General features: G+C 59.1%; 14 protein-coding genes and 4 pseudogenes. 13 read left to right on the forward strand and 5 right to left on the reverse strand.

Features of this window, described 5'->3' with window-relative positions; all coding sequences use genetic code 11:
- The 4 genes and pseudogenes from ENZ75_RS02930 to ENZ75_RS34920 all read right to left on the reverse strand — a co-directional run.
- Positions 1 to 1343: glutamate synthase subunit beta (locus tag ENZ75_RS02930; RefSeq protein WP_164887714.1), on the reverse strand; the 1343-nt coding region annotated here is incomplete at its 3' end.
- A 41-nt stretch (positions 1344 to 1384) separates the two neighbouring features.
- Positions 1385 to 1548 (reverse strand): annotated as a pseudogene (locus ENZ75_RS02935) (thioredoxin domain-containing protein); the annotation flags it as partial.
- A gap of 278 nt (positions 1549 to 1826) precedes the next feature.
- A pseudogene (locus ENZ75_RS02940) lies at positions 1827 to 2096 on the reverse strand (pyridoxal-phosphate dependent enzyme); the annotation flags it as partial.
- A gap of 8 nt (positions 2097 to 2104) precedes the next feature.
- A pseudogene (locus ENZ75_RS34920) lies at positions 2105 to 2309 on the reverse strand (isopenicillin N synthase family oxygenase); the annotation flags it as partial.
- 801 nt (positions 2310 to 3110) lie between these two features.
- Between ENZ75_RS34920 and ENZ75_RS02950 the strand changes: the two are divergent.
- The 3 genes and pseudogenes from ENZ75_RS02950 to ENZ75_RS35705 form a co-directional block, all read left to right on the forward strand.
- A pseudogene (locus ENZ75_RS02950) lies at positions 3111 to 3390 on the forward strand (DUF411 domain-containing protein); the annotation flags it as partial.
- Between the two features lie 9 nt (positions 3391 to 3399).
- Entirely contained in the window at positions 3400 to 3633 is a 234-nt protein-coding gene (locus ENZ75_RS34925; RefSeq protein ID WP_127312611.1) for a hypothetical protein, read from the forward strand.
- Positions 3634 to 3674: 41 nt separating this feature from the next.
- On the forward strand, positions 3675 to 4166 hold the full coding sequence (locus ENZ75_RS35705; RefSeq protein WP_244514239.1) for a cytochrome c: 492 nt from the start codon (positions 3675 to 3677) through the stop codon (positions 4164 to 4166).
- A gap of 238 nt (positions 4167 to 4404) precedes the next feature.
- On the opposite strand, the gene ENZ75_RS02965 is transcribed toward ENZ75_RS35705, so the two are convergent.
- Entirely contained in the window at positions 4405 to 4821 is a 417-nt protein-coding gene (locus ENZ75_RS02965) for a hypothetical protein (RefSeq protein ID WP_063169404.1), read from the reverse strand.
- A gap of 1758 nt (positions 4822 to 6579) precedes the next feature.
- Between ENZ75_RS02965 and ENZ75_RS02970 the strand changes: the two genes are divergently transcribed.
- The 10 genes from ENZ75_RS02970 to ENZ75_RS03015 form a co-directional block, all read left to right on the forward strand.
- The gene (locus tag ENZ75_RS02970) at positions 6580 to 6861 is read left to right on the forward strand and encodes an acyl carrier protein (protein WP_029356603.1); all 282 of its coding nucleotides are present in this window, start codon (positions 6580 to 6582) and stop codon (positions 6859 to 6861) included.
- A complete protein-coding gene (locus tag ENZ75_RS02975; protein ID WP_063169402.1) occupies positions 6862 to 8070 on the forward strand; it encodes a beta-ketoacyl-[acyl-carrier-protein] synthase family protein in 1209 nt (402 codons plus the stop codon). It begins immediately after the preceding gene.
- Positions 8071 to 8923: 853 nt separating this feature from the next.
- Positions 8924 to 9514: a NodA family N-acyltransferase gene (locus ENZ75_RS02980; protein ID WP_063169401.1), complete on the forward strand. Its 591-nt coding sequence runs from the start codon at positions 8924 to 8926 to the stop codon at positions 9512 to 9514.
- Positions 9511 to 10170, forward strand: a complete 660-nt coding sequence (gene nodB / locus ENZ75_RS02985; RefSeq protein WP_063169400.1) for a chitooligosaccharide deacetylase NodB — start codon at positions 9511 to 9513, stop codon at positions 10168 to 10170. Before ENZ75_RS02980 ends, nodB begins: the two co-directional genes overlap by 4 nt.
- 15 nt (positions 10171 to 10185) lie before the next feature.
- Positions 10186 to 11511, forward strand: a complete 1326-nt coding sequence (gene nodC, locus ENZ75_RS02990; protein WP_063169399.1) for a chitooligosaccharide synthase NodC — start codon at positions 10186 to 10188, stop codon at positions 11509 to 11511.
- Between the two features lie 261 nt (positions 11512 to 11772).
- Positions 11773 to 12687: a nodulation factor ABC transporter ATP-binding protein NodI gene (gene nodI, locus ENZ75_RS02995; RefSeq protein WP_024505873.1), complete on the forward strand. Its 915-nt coding sequence runs from the start codon at positions 11773 to 11775 to the stop codon at positions 12685 to 12687.
- Positions 12688 to 12690: 3 nt separating this feature from the next.
- On the forward strand, positions 12691 to 13479 hold the full coding sequence (locus tag ENZ75_RS03000; protein WP_063169398.1) for an ABC transporter permease: 789 nt from the start codon (positions 12691 to 12693) through the stop codon (positions 13477 to 13479).
- Positions 13480 to 13762: 283 nt separating this feature from the next.
- Entirely contained in the window at positions 13763 to 14524 is a 762-nt protein-coding gene (locus ENZ75_RS03005; RefSeq protein ID WP_063169397.1) for a sulfotransferase domain-containing protein, read from the forward strand.
- 392 nt (positions 14525 to 14916) lie between these two features.
- Positions 14917 to 16200, forward strand: a complete 1284-nt coding sequence (locus tag ENZ75_RS03010) for a dicarboxylate/amino acid:cation symporter (RefSeq protein ID WP_210326678.1) — start codon at positions 14917 to 14919, stop codon at positions 16198 to 16200.
- Between the two features lie 275 nt (positions 16201 to 16475).
- The coding region (locus ENZ75_RS03015) for a LacI family DNA-binding transcriptional regulator (RefSeq protein ID WP_164887715.1) at positions 16476 to 17129 on the forward strand (654 nt) is incomplete at its 3' end.

Below are 17129 nucleotides of genomic sequence, written 5' to 3' on the forward strand. Positions count from 1 at the left end.
GCCGCATAGAGCCTGTCGACGCTGGTCTTGTAGTCGCGGTCATTGGCCTCGACATTGCGCGAGCGGCGGCTGTCGGTGGCGATCTTCATCTCACCCTCCAATTCCCTCGCCACACCGGCCGCGGCCGGCCCGGCAAAGCCGATGGCGATGAAAGCGAGATCGGCACGAATGACGAATTCGGTACCGGCGATCGGCTTGCGCTTGTCGTCGACCTCGCAGCACTTGACGCCGGTCAGCTGGCCTTCCTCGCCGATGAATTCGAGCGTCGCCACCTGGAATTCGCGCTCGGCGCCTTCGGCCTGCGAGGACGAGGTGCGCATCTTCGTCGCCCAGTAGGGCCAGACCGAAAGCTTGTCTTCCTTCTCCGGCGGCTGTGGGCGGATGTCGAGCTGTGTGACGCGCACCGCGCCCTGGCGGAAGGCCGTGCCGACGCAGTCGGACGCGGTATCGCCGCCGCCGACGACGACGACATGCTGGCCGCCGGCGATGATGGGATGCGAGGGCCACGCCACCGACTGGATCGGTTCGCCGCCGACCCGCCTGTTCTGCTGCACCAGATAGGGCATCGCGTCATGCACGCCGCCGAGATCGTCGCCGGGAATACCGGCCGCGCGCGGCGTTTCGGAACCGCCGCAATAAAGCACGGCATCATGTTCGGCGAGCAGCTCGGCAACCGGCTTGTCGACGCCGACATTGACGCCGCAATGGAAGGTCACGCCCTCGCCCTGCATCTGCTCGATGCGCCGGTCGATATAGTGCTTCTCGATCTTGAAGTCGGGAATGCCGTAACGCATCAACCCGCCGGGCCGGCTCTCGCGCTCATAGACATGGACGTCGTGGCCGGCGCGGCCGAGCTGCTGGGCAGCCGACATGCCGGCCGGGCCGGAGCCGATGACGGCGACGCGCTTGCCGGTCTTCTTCTCCGGCGGATAGGGCCTGATATGGCCGGTCTCGTAAGCCTTGTCGGCGATCGCCTGCTCGACCGTCTTGATGGCGACGGGGATGTCCTCGAGGTTCAGCGTGCAGGCTTCCTCGCAAGGTGCGGGGCAGATGCGGCCGGTGAACTCCGGGAAATTGTTGGTCGAATGCAGGTTGCGGATCGCATTGTCCCAGTCGCCATTGTAGACGAGGTCGTTCCAGTCCGGGATCTGGTTGTGGATCGGGCAGCCCGTCGGCCCATGGCAGAACGGAATGCCGCAATCCATGCAGCGCGCGGCCTGTTTCTCGACCTCTTTGTCGGACATCGGCAGCGTGAATTCGCGGAAATGCCGGATGCGGTCGGAGGCCGGCTGGTACTTGTGCACCTGCCGGTCGATTTCGAGAAAGCCTGTTACCTTGCCCATAGTCCAGTTCCTGCTGTCCAGATGGTGCGCCTGGCGACGCCCTGCAGCTGGATCAGATGGGGCATCCCGTCCACACATGGGCCGCACCAAGTTGCCCAAAATTCGACTATGTACACTTGCCGGGCTCAAAGCTCGTGAGGGGCTCGCCATGCAGCCAGTTCTCGACTCTAATCGAAGGAGCCGGGGACTCCATCTGCAATACCACGTTGCGGTCCAAAGCTATTTCCAAAGGTTTCTGCACGAGCTGGTTTCCTCTCAGAGACGGCACACGGGTTCAGGGAGGAGCGCATCGCTCGTCTTGCCCCATTGAGTGCAGTCACAGTCACTCAGTCTCAAAAGCCATGCCAACGCGCTCAGCGCGCAGTTAGCGCCCATTGCTTCGAAAAACCTCGTCAGTGCCCAGATGTTGGTTGTAATGAACCTGACATTTGTCTGACGCTGTCAGCTTTTGGACACGCGATCACGCGCTTCGTGCCGCCAGATGGCCAGGCCGAGCCCTGTGTTGCCAGCGGTCGCTTCGATGATTGTACCGCCCCGCGCGTGCCACGCTGTTCGGCATTAACGATCATCGACAACGCAATGCGATCCTTGATCGATCCGCCGGGATTCTGGCTTTCGATCTTGACGAAGCGACGACACCTGCCGGTATCGAATCTCTTCAGTTCGACGACCGGCGTCTCCCCAATCAGATCGAGCACTGACAAATGGCGGACGCAGGCGAGAGGACGCCTTTGTCGACGGTCGGCGGAACATCTCGAGGCTCATGCGGCTGCGGTCTCCAGAATGTCGGCATAGTGCCGTTGCGCAATATCGGGATGCGAGCGCAGTCGGCTCTTCAGCAGTTGCGGAACAGGGGATTGTCGGGGTCGCTGGCGGGGCACCCGCTTCGGCAGCCAGTTCAGGCGGCAGGTCAAGAAACCGTATGTCGGCATCAAGCCGCGCGCCGAAGAAGAAGGGAATAGAAACAGTGCCCTTCGAAAGACCCAGGGCGACGGAAATCATTGCATCGGGCGAGTTCATGCGCCTGAAGCAGCGCTGGCTGCAACTGCTTCATAGCGACAGGCGGGCGGAGACTCTAGCGGGGCTTTCGCCGCTTGGTTGATTGAGGCTCTCGACGAAGCCACTAAGATTCGGCGGCCGATAATAGCTTGCTGCTCATTGGGACGCCGACCAACGCCGGGATTGAGAAAGGCAACCCTGCCCCACAAGGCGGGTGTCACACGTGCGGTGCGTCCGCTCGTCGCGCCGGATGGTCTTTGAGACCTGGGTTCACGGCTATTCAGATGCACCCCTGTCGGCTTTTCGGTGCAGGCCGCCAGGCGGCGTGTTGCAGCAGCGGTAATTAGTTTGAGAGCGTGCGAGCACGGGCTGCATAGTGAGATCATTTGCCGGCGTGGGGACCAAGGTGTGGCGCAGCCTTAGAGAACTCAACACCGAGACCGGAGCAACGGAGACGGCTCTTTCGTCGAGACAGTTTAATTGGAAGGCCGAGAAGCACCGGCTGGGTAGCGTCACGCCGCATCATTCTTTGCGGAGCTGGAGCGCGCGGGATCGCTGGAGCGGCTGGTGAAAGCGGTTGCCGGGGCGCACGCCAACAACAACACGTGAGCTGGCGCCTCGTGTGGCAAAAGGAGGGGGCGAGAGCCCATGGCCTGCAATGAAGCGATCAAGCATTGCGATCGTGGAACCAAGCTGCCTAGTCGACCATCCGGACCGCGGCCTTCAAGCCAGCTCGCCTTGGAATCGGCCTTCCAGGAATCACCGTCAAGGCCGACTCACGACCTTTTCGCCATGAGCCGCGAAGAGGGCATTCCGCCGGAAGCCGATGGCTGCCTTCTCTCGTTCATCGACGGCTATGTGGTGAGCGGCCATGTGCCGGTCGGCACGGTCAACAAGCTCTTGACCGAGCGGCCCGACATCAAAGGGCATGACGCTGCCCGGCATGCCGATGGGCTCCCCCGGCATGAGTGGCACGAAGGAAGCGCCCTTCGAGATTCTCGAAATCCGAAAGTCTGACGCGACCGGCGGCATCTACGCCACGGAATAGGAGGCTTCGATGATGGAATGCATGAGCGGCATGATGATGTTCGGCACGGGCCTGGTGTGGCTGCTTGTCGTCGTCGTGCTCGTCCTCGGGACGGCCGCGCTGATCAAATACCTGTTCTCCAGCGGCGGCAAAGGAGAAGGGCGTCGGTCCTCTTATCGATGCGTGGCCGCGGCAGGCCTCGGATTGGTCTGGACATTGCCTTGGCTCGCCAACCGGATGGCCGCGCCCCGGCCGCGGCGATAGCGCTAGGCAAGACGGTTTTAGCCAGGCGAAGGTCAGCGCGATTGGAAAGCCCGCTGCCTTCGGGACGCATGCCGGCGCCGGGACCGGCCGCGGTCGTCGGCGGCGGCTACCAGAGCGACATGCCGGGCTTCGGGAATGTCCTCACCGACGAGGAGATCCGGGCCGTTCTGGCCTTCATCAAAAGCACATGGCCCGAGCGGGAACGCGCCTATCAGGCAGATGAGCCGCCGGGAGCGGGAGCAGACACAGTGAGACCAATCCTAGCCGCGGAGCCCTCGAACGCCCCCAACCGGAATGCATTGTCCATGAAAGCGAAACCGTCGCTTGCGATTCAATTTCTGGCGCTGATCCTCGGGACCTCCGCGCTGGCCCACCATCCGGGCGCCGATCTCGACAAGATGAGGGACAGCGCGGAGAGGTTCTTCCAGGCGATCGACGAGCAGGCCGCGCCGCCTTTCGAACTGGCCGACGCGGACGGAAGGGCCGTCCGCCTTCCGATCTCTCCGACAAGATCGTGGTGCTCTACTTCATGACGAGGTAACCTTGGAAGAAGAAGGCGACGGCCACTGGCGGCAGGATGGCAAGCACGCTGGCCGCAAAAAGCGGCCCATACTCATAGAAGCGGGCCGGTTCTGTCGCAAATCGTGCTTTTGGCCACAACTGGACGCTTTCGCGCGCTTATGGACCAGCTCACATGACAGGGCTCGACGTGCCCCGGGGTGGCGCCCTACTTCCACGCTCGCACTGTCACACTCCCGCCGAAAGGCGGGTTTAGTGAGTTATGGCAGTGACTGTGCCACCAGTCCAAACGTCGAGTTTCGCGGCAACTTCGACGCTTTCCTTAGCTGACTTGCCCAAAACCAGCGCGGCCAAAGCATACTGCTTGCCGCTCCCGATGGCATAATATTCACCTTTCACGGGATCACTTGGCAGCCAATTGCCGTCCAACAATACGGCTTCCCCATTTTTGCGCACTATCAGCGCCTCAAATTCAAAATTGTCGTCGTTGCGCGGCACAGGAATATCAGAAACATCCATGCCCTTCTCAACCCAGTCTCGAACGGCCTTTGGAATACCCAAGGACGAAGAGGAAACGCCGATGAGTGTGCCGTCGCATAAGCGAAACACCTTCGTTTTCTCACCGACGGATACTGAGTCAAAACCCAAGGCTCGGCCGTCGCCAGCCATGGTTCCGTTCCTGTAAGCTATTGTTGTCATTGGCACCCTTCTATCGCTGCATCAAACTTCAGGACCTTGCGCATGTCCCCTGTGTCAAGGTCACTGACCGACGGCCTATTTGCCTGATACACGATACAGGCTGCGCTCCTTGAGTTCGCGCACGGGTGGCCGTCATCTTGCCGCCTTCGCGCAATGCCTTGAACAGGCCGAGTCTGTCCCCCAGCGGGAATGACAACCACCTCCATGTCGTTGAAACGCAGGAAATCCGTCACTTTGCCTCGTCGGTAACGGGCGGAGCCGGAGCGGTCGTCACCGGGCAAGCGCGGTCGCAGTAGGTATCCTGGGCAGCCCGTCAGACATGGATGGCTTCGGTTGTGTCATGCGACTTCTTGTTGGTCGGTCACGTGTTTCCGGATAACCAGCATGCGCTGTGCCAAATGAGAAAACCATTTAAAGTCAATCCAGCAGATCTGACTGTATTCCGACATTGTCGGAAATTGGACATCGCCGAACGCGGGCGCTCGGGGCTTGTGATGATACTTGGGCGTGCTGCTTCGGAGGAGGGATGCGCCTCGTACCGGCCGCGAAGCCTTCCTGCATTTAAGGCGCCAGATCAATTGAACGCGATGCCGGGCAGCGTCGCAGCGGCTAAGCCAGCCACTCGCATTGCTCCCTGACAGGATGGTGCCGATCCTGCTGAGATCGCATGCTGGCGCGACGTTGCTTTGCGGCCACCGTCGCGCCTGCCCGTGAACTGTTCGCGCCTGTGCTCATGCTCGCCTTGACACCCTCGATGGGTCCATCCGGGATGGTCAACCATCCGGAACATAGCGGGCAGGCGGGCATCTTCACCAGCAGTCTCTGTGTCGCTCTCGTGGCGGCAAACAAGATCGAGGCTGGCGGGGTGATGATCAACGGTCCTCGAACCATCGATTTTGATCGCGGTGGCCGTTCAGTGCGTTCAAGCACGAGGCGCCGTTAGACGGCACCGCAGCATCATAGCGAAGTGCCATGCAGGACGACTCCCTGCAGCATCGTCTCGCGCAGCCAAACACTTGCCGGATCACTGTTGTGAACGGCCGGGCGTTTGACGGCCTGTGACGCGAAAAGGCAACGGAAGATCTAGCATTTATGGGGGAAATGTTTTTTCGGAGTGCTTGACCCGCAGGAAGGGCAGGGCATGACTGCCTATCGCCCGACCCGGCAAGGCCGCACTCATGACCGGCTGGGCTCGGTTAATCCTGCATGCCGCGCCCATGAGGTTACTTGTCCGGAGTGCGTCGAGCACAACGAGGAGATGTAGTTCACGATCTTTGAAAAGCGTGGTCAACCATCCAAAGTGTGGATGCCTTTCATCGAAACAAACGATTTCATCAATGTTCTGGAATCCTGCATGGGCAGAAGCACCTGATGGACACCGATGCCCCCACTGCCTCATGGCGTGGCGAGCGTCTTAAGAAACCGCCCGAAAGGAGATTTTTCATGCGCTCTACCGGGCAGTGGAGTGCTGGGAAAGGGAGTTGCAACTGACCGGCCATGTCAAACTGTCCGACTTCTTCCGAGCCTATGGACAGACCGGGAGACGCGCACGTGTAGCGGCTCACATCGTCATACTGCACCTACGCCACACACCGGCCGGACCTGATCCGGCTTTATGAGCATTGGGTTTTGTCAGTTGCCCAAGCGTGATGGCTTTCGCGACGCGGCGCGCCTCAGGAACTGAGCCGCGTCCAGGTCGAAACGCGGGAAAGAAAGACAGGAAACAGAATGGCCGATCAATTCGCAACGGACGTCATTGCCCTGATCAAGAAACGCGCCGAGTCGGAGAGCGGTGAGGGAATGCCTGCGTCATTCGTCGGCGAGATAACAATCGCCACGGAACTGGACGCGCTCGGGTTCGATTCGCTGGGTTTGGCGGACGTCCTCTGGGATGTGGAGCAGGCCTACGGCATCAAGATCGACATGAACACGGCCGATGCCTGGTCCAATCTCAAGAATGTCGGCGACGTCGTGGAAGCCGTCCGCGGCTTGCTTGCGAAGGAGGCTTGAATGGACAGGCGCGTCGTTATCACCGGAGTGGGCGGCCTGTGCGGACTGGGCACCGAGGCCGCCTCTATGTGGAAAGAGATGCGCGAAGGCCGCTCCGCCATCGGCCCGATCGCCAATTCCGAGCTTCATGACCTGGAGGGCATGACCGGCGCTGAGATCAAGGCGCTGCCCCAGCACGACATCAACCGGGGGCATCTCATCTCCATGGACCGCTTCAGCTTGCTCGCCGTGCTTGCAGCGCGCGAAGCCATGCGGCAGGCCGGACTTTCCTGCGACGAGGGGAATGCCCATCGCTTCGGCGCGACAGTGGGCGTCGGATTTACCGGTTCGTACGCAACAGAACAAACTTACCGCTCACTGCTTTTGGGTAGCGCAATCCGTGCTGAACTCTTCACTGGAGTAAAGGTGATGCCCAGCGCCGCTTCCGTCCATCTTAGCTTGAGCCTCGGCTTGCGCGGGCCGGTCTTCGGGGTGACCTCCGCATGTGCCTCGGCCAACCATGCGATCGCCTCGGCGGTGGACCAGATCAAGCTGGGCCGGGCCGACGTAATGGTTTCCGGGGGCAGCGACGCACCCTTCGCATGGGGCGTGCTGAAAGCATGGGAAGCAATGCGCGTGCTTTCACCCGATACCTGCCGGCCCTTCTCCGCCGATAGGAAGGGCCTGGTGCTGGGCGAGGGTGCGGGCATGGCCGTGCTGGAAAGCTACGAGCATGCCACGAGGCGTGGTGCCACAATTCTTGCCGAGATCGCCGGCGTCGGCCTTTCCGCCGATGCCTTCCACATTGCCGCGCCATCTGTCGAGGGGCCAGCGTCGGCGATGCGCGCCTGCCTTGCCGATGCCGGGCTGAATGCCGAGGACGTCGACTATCTCAACGCGCACGGCACCGGTACCAAGAGCAATGATCAGACTGAAACGGCGGCGATCAAGCGTGTGTTTGGAAACCACGCTTATTCGATGTCCATCTCTTCCACCAAGTCCACGCACGCGCATTGCCTCGGCGCAGCGAGCGCGCTTGAAATGATCGCCTGCGTGATGGCAATCCAAGAGGACGTCGTGCCGCCGACCGCCAACTATCGCGAGCCAGATCCCGCTTGCGACCTCGACATCACACCCAATGTGCCGCGCGAGCGCAAGGTGCGCGTCGCCATGAGCAACGCCTTCGCCATGGGCGGTACGAACGCAGTTCTGGCATTCAGGCAGGTGTAGAAGCCATGCAAGACGCCTCATTTGAGGTCACCTGTCGTATCTAGCTGCTTGCCGGACCACTATGTAAAGCGAGCGCTATTGGCTGCCTCTGCGATGCGGGAATTGGCAGCGGACGTCTCTCGATCAAACAGGCATCTTGCTTGTAGAATTCTTTTAATCGTGAAGCGGCGCGAGTGCGCTATCCGTTGAGGTGAGCAAGGCCGGCGCCCTGGGTGAGCGCTGGTGTCGGGTGGTGGAAAGTACAGGGGGAGCTGTGTGGCCCCTCTTTCTCGGCCTCGACGATGTGCGAAGGAGCCTGCGCGGCGAACGGGCCAACGCCCCAGGCTCAGAACCTGGGCGAACCTAACTCCCGCCAAAGGACAGCCCAGAGCTGGATACACGAAAGAGATACTGAACCCGCGAATCAGATTCTGATCAATCGTCGTGTCTGAGCTCCACTCGGCTCTTACGGAGATAATCGCGCGGCCCGGCAACGGCCGCGCGTGCCGCGGGCGTGAGCTTTGCGCTTCGTCAGAAGTGCCTCGAGCGTGACGACGATAATTGACCAGCCATATGGAACGCATTCGCCCAGTTATCCAAAGCGTGGATACCTTTCATCTAAACAAAGGATTTTACCGTTTTTGCTGCAGGTCCCATAGAAGCGCTTCAAGTTGGAAAGATAGGTAGTTCCGATGGTTGCGTTGGATCTGAGGAGCATCATCTGGTGTGCGGGGCGTACAAAGTCAGTCGCATCTGCATTGCGGCTTGGTCTTTCGGCGGTCCCCACAAGTTACGCCCCGTTGGCGCGACGCCAATTATTTAATCAATGCTTGGACATTTATCTCAACCAGACAGCTACAAGGTGAGGTCTTCCATGCGTCCGAATGTCGAGTGGAAGTTGTGCTGGGAAAATGAGCTGCAACTGGCCGACCATGTCGAACTCTCCGACTTTTTTCGAAAGACCTATGGACGGACTGGCGCCTTCAACGCGGAGCCATTCGAAGGCGGCCGCAGTTGGGCCGGCGCGAGGCCGGAATTCCGCGCAATCGGCTACGACGCGCATGGGGTAGCGGCTCACATCGGCATGCTGCGGCGCTTCATCAAAGTTGGCGAGGTCGACTTGATCGTCGCTGAATTGGGCCTGTACGCGGTTCGTCCGGATCTTGAAGGGCTCGGAATCGGTTTTTCGATGCGCGTGGCGTACCCAGTGCTCCATCAGTTGGGTGTTCCATTCGCTTTCGGCACGGTTCGGCACGCGCTGCGAAACCATGTCGAAAGATTCTGCAGAGCCGGCCTCGCGAACATTGTGTCGGGCGTTCGCGTACGGTCGACCCGTCCAGATGTGCATCCCGACCTGCCGCCCACGCGCCTGGAAGACGTACTCGTGTTGGTTTCGCCGATCGGACGCTCGATGGACGAGTGGCCGTCTGGTACCCTGATCGACCGGAACGGTCCGGAACTATGAAGCCTCTGGACTACATATGCGAAGGGCAGAGTGACAATGCCGATCGCATTGCAGAGCGCAGCGTCTATCTGACGTTTGACGACGGTCCCAATTCATTTTTCACACCGCAGATACTCAATGTGCTGGCGCAACATCAGGTGCCGGCGACCTTCTTCGTTGTTGGGGCCTACGCGGCCGACGAGCCGGAACTCGTTCGCCGAATTATTACAGACGGCCACGGTATAGCCAACCACACGATGACTCATCCGGACCTAGCTAAATGCGGGTCCGTCGAAGTCGACTGCCAGATAGTTGAGGCAAACAGAGTCATAGGGATGGCTTGCCCGCAGGCCATGGTTCGGTACTTTCGTGCACCCTATGGCATCTGGACCGAAGAAGTAATCGCTGCATTAGCGGGTGAGGCATTGGCGCCCGTCCATTGGTCCATTGATCCACGCGACTGGTCTCGCCCCGGCGTTGACGCCATCGTCGACAGAGTGCTCGCCGATATCCGGCCGGGCGCAATCGTGCTGTTGCACGACGGGTGCGCTCCCGACGAATTGCAACCAGGCAATCAAGCCAGTCTGCGCGACCAGACGGTGACAGCGTTGTCACGCCTAATTCCAGAATTGCACGGCCGCGGATTTGTAATCCGATCACTTCCTCAACATCCCTGAACAAACAGAGATCCTATGGACCTTCTCACCACAGCCAGTACTGTTGCCGTTTCGTCTTATGCGGTGCTCTCGACTGTTTACAGAGGCATGCAAGCGGTCTACTCCCAACCGGAAAATGTTACGCCGCCGTCGGAAAGCTTGTTCGGATCCGACCGTTGGCCGAGCGTGGATGTCATTATCCCCTGCTACAATGAGGACCCGCGCACACTCGCGGCGTGTTTAGCTTCCATTGCAAATCAAGATTACTCCGGAACATTTCAGGTCTATCTGGTTGACGACGGTTCTGGAAATCGTAATGCCGTCATCCCGGTACATCACGCCTACGAGGGCGACCCGAGATTCAATTTCATTCTGCTCCGCGAAAATGTTGGCAAACGCAAGGCGCAGATCGCCGCCATCCGCCGCTCATCTGGAGATTTCGTGCTCAGCGTCGACTCTGACACGACACTTGCGTCCGACGTCATCACGAAGCTTGCAGTAAAAATGCGGGATTCCATGGTCGGAGCGGCCATGGGCCAGCTGACGGCATACAACCGCAGCGACACTTGGTTGACCCGATTGATCGATATGGAATACTGGCTGGCTTGCAATGAGGAGCGCGCGGCGCAAGGTCGCTTTGGTGCGGTCATGTGCTGCTGCGGCCCATGTGCAATGTACCGCCGGTCTTGTCTCCTTTCTCTGCTGGATCAATACGAGACGCAGCTGTTCAGGGGGAAACCAAGCGACTTCGGTGAAGACCGTCATCTTACGATCCTCATGCTGAAAGCAGGCTTTCGAACCGAGTACGTTCCAGGTGCCGTCGCGGCGACAGTCGTTCCGGACAAGATGGGACCTTATTTGCGCCAACAACTCCGCTGGGCACGAAGCACTTTCCGGGACACGATGCTTGCGCGAGGTCTACTGCGTGGCCTGGATCGCTATCTAACTTTGGATGTGATGGGAGAGAATCTCGGCCCATTGTTGCTCGGCATCGCGGTAGTAACGGCGCTCGGTGAGTTACTATTTTCACATACAGTAAATTGGTGGACGGTGCTGGCTATTGTCACGATGACCATAATCAGATCTACGGTGTTATCTTTCCGCACTCGGCAGCTTCGATTCATCGGCTATTCAATGCACGCGTTAATCAGGATATTCCTGTTGATCCCCTTGAAGGCTTACGCCCTGTGTACATTGAGCAATAGCGATTGGCTGTCGCGTAAAAGTGTTCCCCTGCCCAACAGCAGCACAAAGGAAATCACAAGCGCGATGCCGCTTGGCGGAGCAAATGCTGCGGGCAATTCTGGAATTGCGGAGTCACTTCATACTGCAGATCTTTCGCTCACAGCTAGTGAAGTCTGACGGCCTTGCAGCGCCGAGTGACCGAGTAAGTTGTGTCAGTCGACACGGGGTGAAGCTTGTCGAGTTACCTATGGTCAGAACGGGGACTATGTGGAAGCGACACGTGGCATCTTGACGTTATTCTTTGGCGGAAGCGATACACACGTCGCTCCGGCCGCGACTTTCCAAAGGTGTCATCTCAAGGCGGTGGCCTGCTCTGAACCAGAATTCGCAAGTAAGCTGCCGGTGGCCAATCGGACTCATTCCGCTTGAGATAGACGCATGTCCAATGTAGCAATCGACCTTACCGGCGTAACCAAATTATTCGGAAACAAGCTCGTTGTGGACGGGCTGTCCTTCACCGTTGCATCGGGAGAGTGCTTCGGTCTGCTGGGGCCTAACGGCGCAGGCAAGAGCACGATTGCGCGTATGCTCCTCGGTATGACCCGGCCTGACGCGGGTGATATAACAGTCCTCGGTCTACCAGTGCCGGCACGCAGCCGCTTGGCCCGCAAGGGCATAGGCGTGGTCCCGCAGTTCGACAATCTCGACCTGGAATTTACGGTACGTGAGAACCTGTTGGTGTTCGGGCGCTACTTCGGCATGAGTACAAGAGAGATCAACGCCGTCATCCCACGGCTGCTCGAGTTCGCTCGCCTTGAGAGCAAGGCGGATTCACGTGTCGGCCTGCTATCCGGCGGGATGAAGCGGCGCCTGACGCTGGCACGTGCTCTGATCAACGACCCCCAGTTGCTTGTGATGGATGAGCCCACGACCGGCCTCGACCCGCATGCCCGCCATCTGATCTGGGAGCGACTTCGTTTCCTGCTGGCGAGCGGAAAAACGATCATTTTGACCACCCATTTCATGGAAGAGGCTGAGCGGCTTTGTGATCGGCTGTGTGTTCTCGAGCGGGGACGCAAGATCGCCGAGGGCAGTCCTCATGCGCTGATCGACGAGTACATTGGGTGCAACGTGATCGAGATCTTCGGCGGTAATCCACAGGAGCTGATTTCGCTGATCAGACCGTACGTTCAGCGTGTCGAGGTAAGCGGCGAGACGCTCTTTTGCTATGCGCCTGAGCCGGAGGATGTGCGCATCCAGCTTCGCGGTCGAGCGGGTCTGCGTATTCTAGAGCGTCCACCCAGTCTGGAGGACGTTTTCTTGCGGTTAACCGGACGTGAGATGGAGAAGTGAGCAATGGGTGAACGTTTTGCGGCCGCTCTACCCGCCAACGCCTGGAACTGGATGGCGGTGTGGCGCCGCAATCATCTGGCATGGAAGAAGGTGGCATTTGCTTCAATGCTCGGCACCCTTGCTGATCCGATGATTTACCTTTTCGGGCTCGGCACTGGCCTTGGACTGTTGGTAGGCCGCATCGAAGGTGCATCCTACATCGCCTTTCTGGCAGCCGGCATGGTTGCGACGAGCGCGATGACAGCATCAACCTTCGAAACAATTTACGCGGTTTTCGGTCGAATGCGCGATCAGGGCACTTGGGAAGCAATCCTGCACACACAACTTACCCTCGGCGACATCGTTCTCGGTGAATTGACCTGGGCAGCCACAAAGGCTTTTCTGGCCGGTACGACAATTGCGATTGTTGCGGCCGCGCTAGGTTATGCCGCGTGGACGTCGGTTCTCTACGTGCTACCGGTCGTCGCTCTCACCGGATTCGCCTTTGCGAGCCTGGCCATGCTCGTCATCGCGCTCGCGCCCAGTTATCACTATTTTATTTTCTATCAGACGCTTGTCATCACACCCATGCTGTTCCTTTCGGGCGCGGTTTTTCCAGTCGGCCAATTGCCAGGAGTGTTTCAGCAGATTGCGGCCTTCTCGCCCCTGGCGAATTCTATCGAGCTAATCCGTCCGGTGATGCTCGGCCGCCTGGGCGACAATGTAGGGCTGCATATAGGCGCACTTTGCATGTTCGCTGTATTGCCTTTTTTTCTGTCGGCTGGACTGTTTCATCGACGACTAATGCGTTGACGCTTGCTTACACCCATTAACCAGAAGGAGGTCCGCAATGCCGGATGCAAACTGCCCACAGCGGCCCGGAGGCATGCGTATGCTAGGAATCGCGAGTGGTACAACGCCGAAGCCGGGCGCCACCCAGCCGCTGCAGGCACCCGCCCAGCTTCGCGACCACACCTCGAAGAACAGGCTGGATGGTGAGGCGCGGACCCACCCGGAGCGTTCAATCGATAGCAGCCAAGCTTCTTGTGCGCGTCCACAGACCGTCGCGGCCATTATTTAGTTGGATACACATGCAATGACCCACAACGAAGCAACTCTTGAGCCTTTTGTGATCCTTGCTATGCCAAGGACCGGAACACACTATTTAGAAGAATTGCTAAACGAGCATCCGACCGTTTTGAGTAACGGTGAGTTGCTAAACGAATATGATCCCAATTGGCCCAGCACTGATCGCCTGCTAGGCACGGATCGCGAGCTTCTTGAGCTTGCCTATGTGCGCTGCCCTATGCGCGACTACAAGAATGTGACGCATCTTGGATGCAAGATCAATGAACCTCAGTTTCGCGAGCGTCCCGCATTCTTTGCGGAACTGGCTCGTTGGCCAGCACTCAAGGTCATCCTTGTTGTTCGCCGAAACGTATTGGAATCGCTCCGATCCTTTGTGCAGGCCAGGGAAAGCGGTCACTGGCTGAAGTTCAGCTGGGACAACGATACCGCTCGGCCACCGAGCGTCAGGTTGTCAATCGCCGACTGTGAGGCTTATTTCAAAGCCGCCGACGATTTTCACGCTCGCGTTATGGACTCCTTCACGTCGACCAACCTGCTTGTAATGGAATACGAGAGCCTACTTCACGAACCTGCCCAATGCCTGGGAGCGGTTTGGGATTTCCTGGGCGTTCCAGCGCTTGAGCCATCAGATAACGCCATCCTGCAGCGCCAGGAAACGCGACCGCTGGATCAAACGGTGGAGAACTTTGACGAGTTGCGGATTCACTTCGCACGGGGACCTTATTCAAGATTTTTTGACCTCGGAGATTCAATGCGCTCCTACGCTTAATCGCTTGTACCGCGTGCTCTGATGGGCGTGTAGGATATCCTGCAGTTTGCGCGCATTCCGTCGCAAAACTGACAAACCAAAGTCACCAAGACGACAGAGATATCGGCCGGCAGTCGATCTGCGGCAGACATCAAAGACACGGCCGCAAGGCGACCTGGTCAATTCCCTCTCTGGCGAAGCACTTCTTCAGACGCGATCTTTGGCGAGCCTTGAGTGCAAATTCCGGCAAAGGTGGAGGGTTCCAGTGCGCAACCCGCACCAATCTCGCTGGACGGGACAGGCCTCCAGTTGGCACGGCGCTTGCTCCGAGATGACAGCAGCGCTCGACCGGAGCGCAGCATGGGAGAAGGAGGAGCCCCCACCCCGATCCGGTCAGGGAGAGAGAAACGGTGTTGGTTCCAAGAGTCCCCCGCGCGATCGCAGCGCCCCGCAAGCCCCATTTTGCCCGGACCTACGTGCAGGTGCTTGCCGCCATAGTCCTGGGAGCCGCAATTGGCTACCTCTATCCGGAAACCGGCCAGAGCCTGAAGCCGCTCGGCGATGCCTTCATCAAAGTCGTCAAGATGATTATCGCACCTGTCATCTTCCTGACAATTGCGACCGGCATTGCCGGCATGAGCGATCTGCAGAAGGTCGGCCGAGTTGCCGCCAAGGCGATGGTTTATTTCCTCACCTTCTCGACACTTGCACTCGTTGTCGGACTGATTGTCGCGAATATCGTTCAACCTGGCGCCGGCCTCAACATCGATCCGGCCTCGCTCGATGTCCAAGCCGTTAAGGGCTATGTGGCCACGGCTCACGAGCAGTCCGTGACCAGCTTCCTGATGAACATCATCCCGTCAACGATTGCCAGTGCCTTCGCGGAAGGCGACATCCTGCAAGTCCTGTTCTTCTCGGTCCTGTTCGGCATTGCTTTGGCGATGACCGGAGAGACGAGCAGGCCGGTCGTTACCTTTCTCCAGGCGCTTACCGCCCCCATTTTTAAGCTCGTCGGCATTCTGATGAAGGCTGCACCCATCGGCGCCTTCGGCGCAATGGCCTTTACGATCGGCAAATACGGAATCGGTTCGGTGGCCAACCTCGCGATACTGGTCGCGACGTTCTATCTTACCGCCTTCCTCTTCGTGTTCGGGGTTCTCGGCGCGGTCTGCCGCTACAACGGCTTCTCGATCTTTTCTCTCGTCCGCTACATCAAGGACGAGCTGCTGCTTGTCCTGGCAACGTCCTCCTCGGAGGCCGCGCTGCCCTCGCTAATGGAGAAGATGGAGAAGGCCGGCGCCGCCCGTTCGGTCGTAAGTCTCGTCATCCCTACTGGATACTCATTCAATCTGGACGGTACCAATATCTACATGACGATCGCCGCCCTCTTCATCGCCCAGGCGACGAACACAGATTTGTCAATTGCCGATCAGATCCTCCTGCTGCTAATTGCGATGCTTTCCTCGAAGGGTGCGGCAGGCGTCACCGGCGCCGGCTTCATCACATTGGCCGCTACTCTCTCTGTCGTGCCGAGTGTTCCCGTTGCCGGAATGGCTCTAATTCTTGGCGTGGACCGCTTCATGTCGGAATGCCGCGCGCTGACGAATTTAGTCGGTAATGCGGTGGCATCGCTCGTTGTCGCTCGCTGGGAAGGCGAATTGGACCAGTCACGGATGGAAACCGCTTTCCGCGGTTAGGGTTACATCAAACTGGCTCCCCGCAAGCAAGATCGCAACAGCGCGACGTGTAAGTAGCGGCCTTGACACAACAGTCGAATTGCCAGCCTCCAAAGAGCGCTGGAAATAGAGTACTAACGCAGTGAGTAATACAACACCATGAAGCCCCTAAGCAAACGAACGGTTCACGGAGACTCATCTGGGTGCGCATGGAGCGCTGTTCGTCGAATGCGCTATCCGCGGGGTGGGGGAACTATTTCAGCTTGCCGCCCCAAGCCGTCGCGGGAGCGCACCGGATGATGGAGGACCGGCCGATCAGAATCGCTAGGGGAAAGCGCGTCACAATAGCCGATCTCGCCCGCGAAGCCGGAGTCAGCGTAGCAACAGTCGATCGGGTTCTGAACGTCCGCCTTCCGGTGCGAGAGGAGACCGCCCAGCGGGTCCATGCGGCCGCGCACGCGATCGGCTATCATGCTGCCGGTCTCATCAAACAGCGCTTGCAGCAGCACCTGCCGCACTACAAGCTGGGCTTCATCTTGAGAAAACCTACCCACGATTTCTACCAAGATTTCGCTCGCAAGATCGAAGAGTCGGTCAGTATGGCTAAATCCTTCCACGGCCTTCCGATCATCGAGTTCGCGCAGTCACATTTGCCGCGTGACCTGCTCCCGCTTCTTAAGGACCTTGGGAGCCGCTGCCAGGCGATCGCCATGGTGGCGGCCGATCACCCGAAAATCACAGCATCAGTCGAGGAGCTCAAGGCGAAAGGTATCCCGGTATTTTCGCTGCTATCCGACTTCGCCGATGGCGTGCGCGAGGGCTACATCGGCCTCAACAACAGCAAGGTCGGACGGACTGCCGCTTGGGTGTTTTCCAAGGCCGCAAAACGGCCCGGCAAGGTGGCGGTGTTTGTCGGAAGCCATCGCTTCCAGGCGCATGCGACGCGGGAA

The sequence above is a fragment of the Mesorhizobium sp. M7A.F.Ca.CA.002.04.1.1 genome (assembly GCF_004022805.1).
GTDB lineage: Bacteria > Pseudomonadota > Alphaproteobacteria > Rhizobiales > Rhizobiaceae > Mesorhizobium > Mesorhizobium ciceri.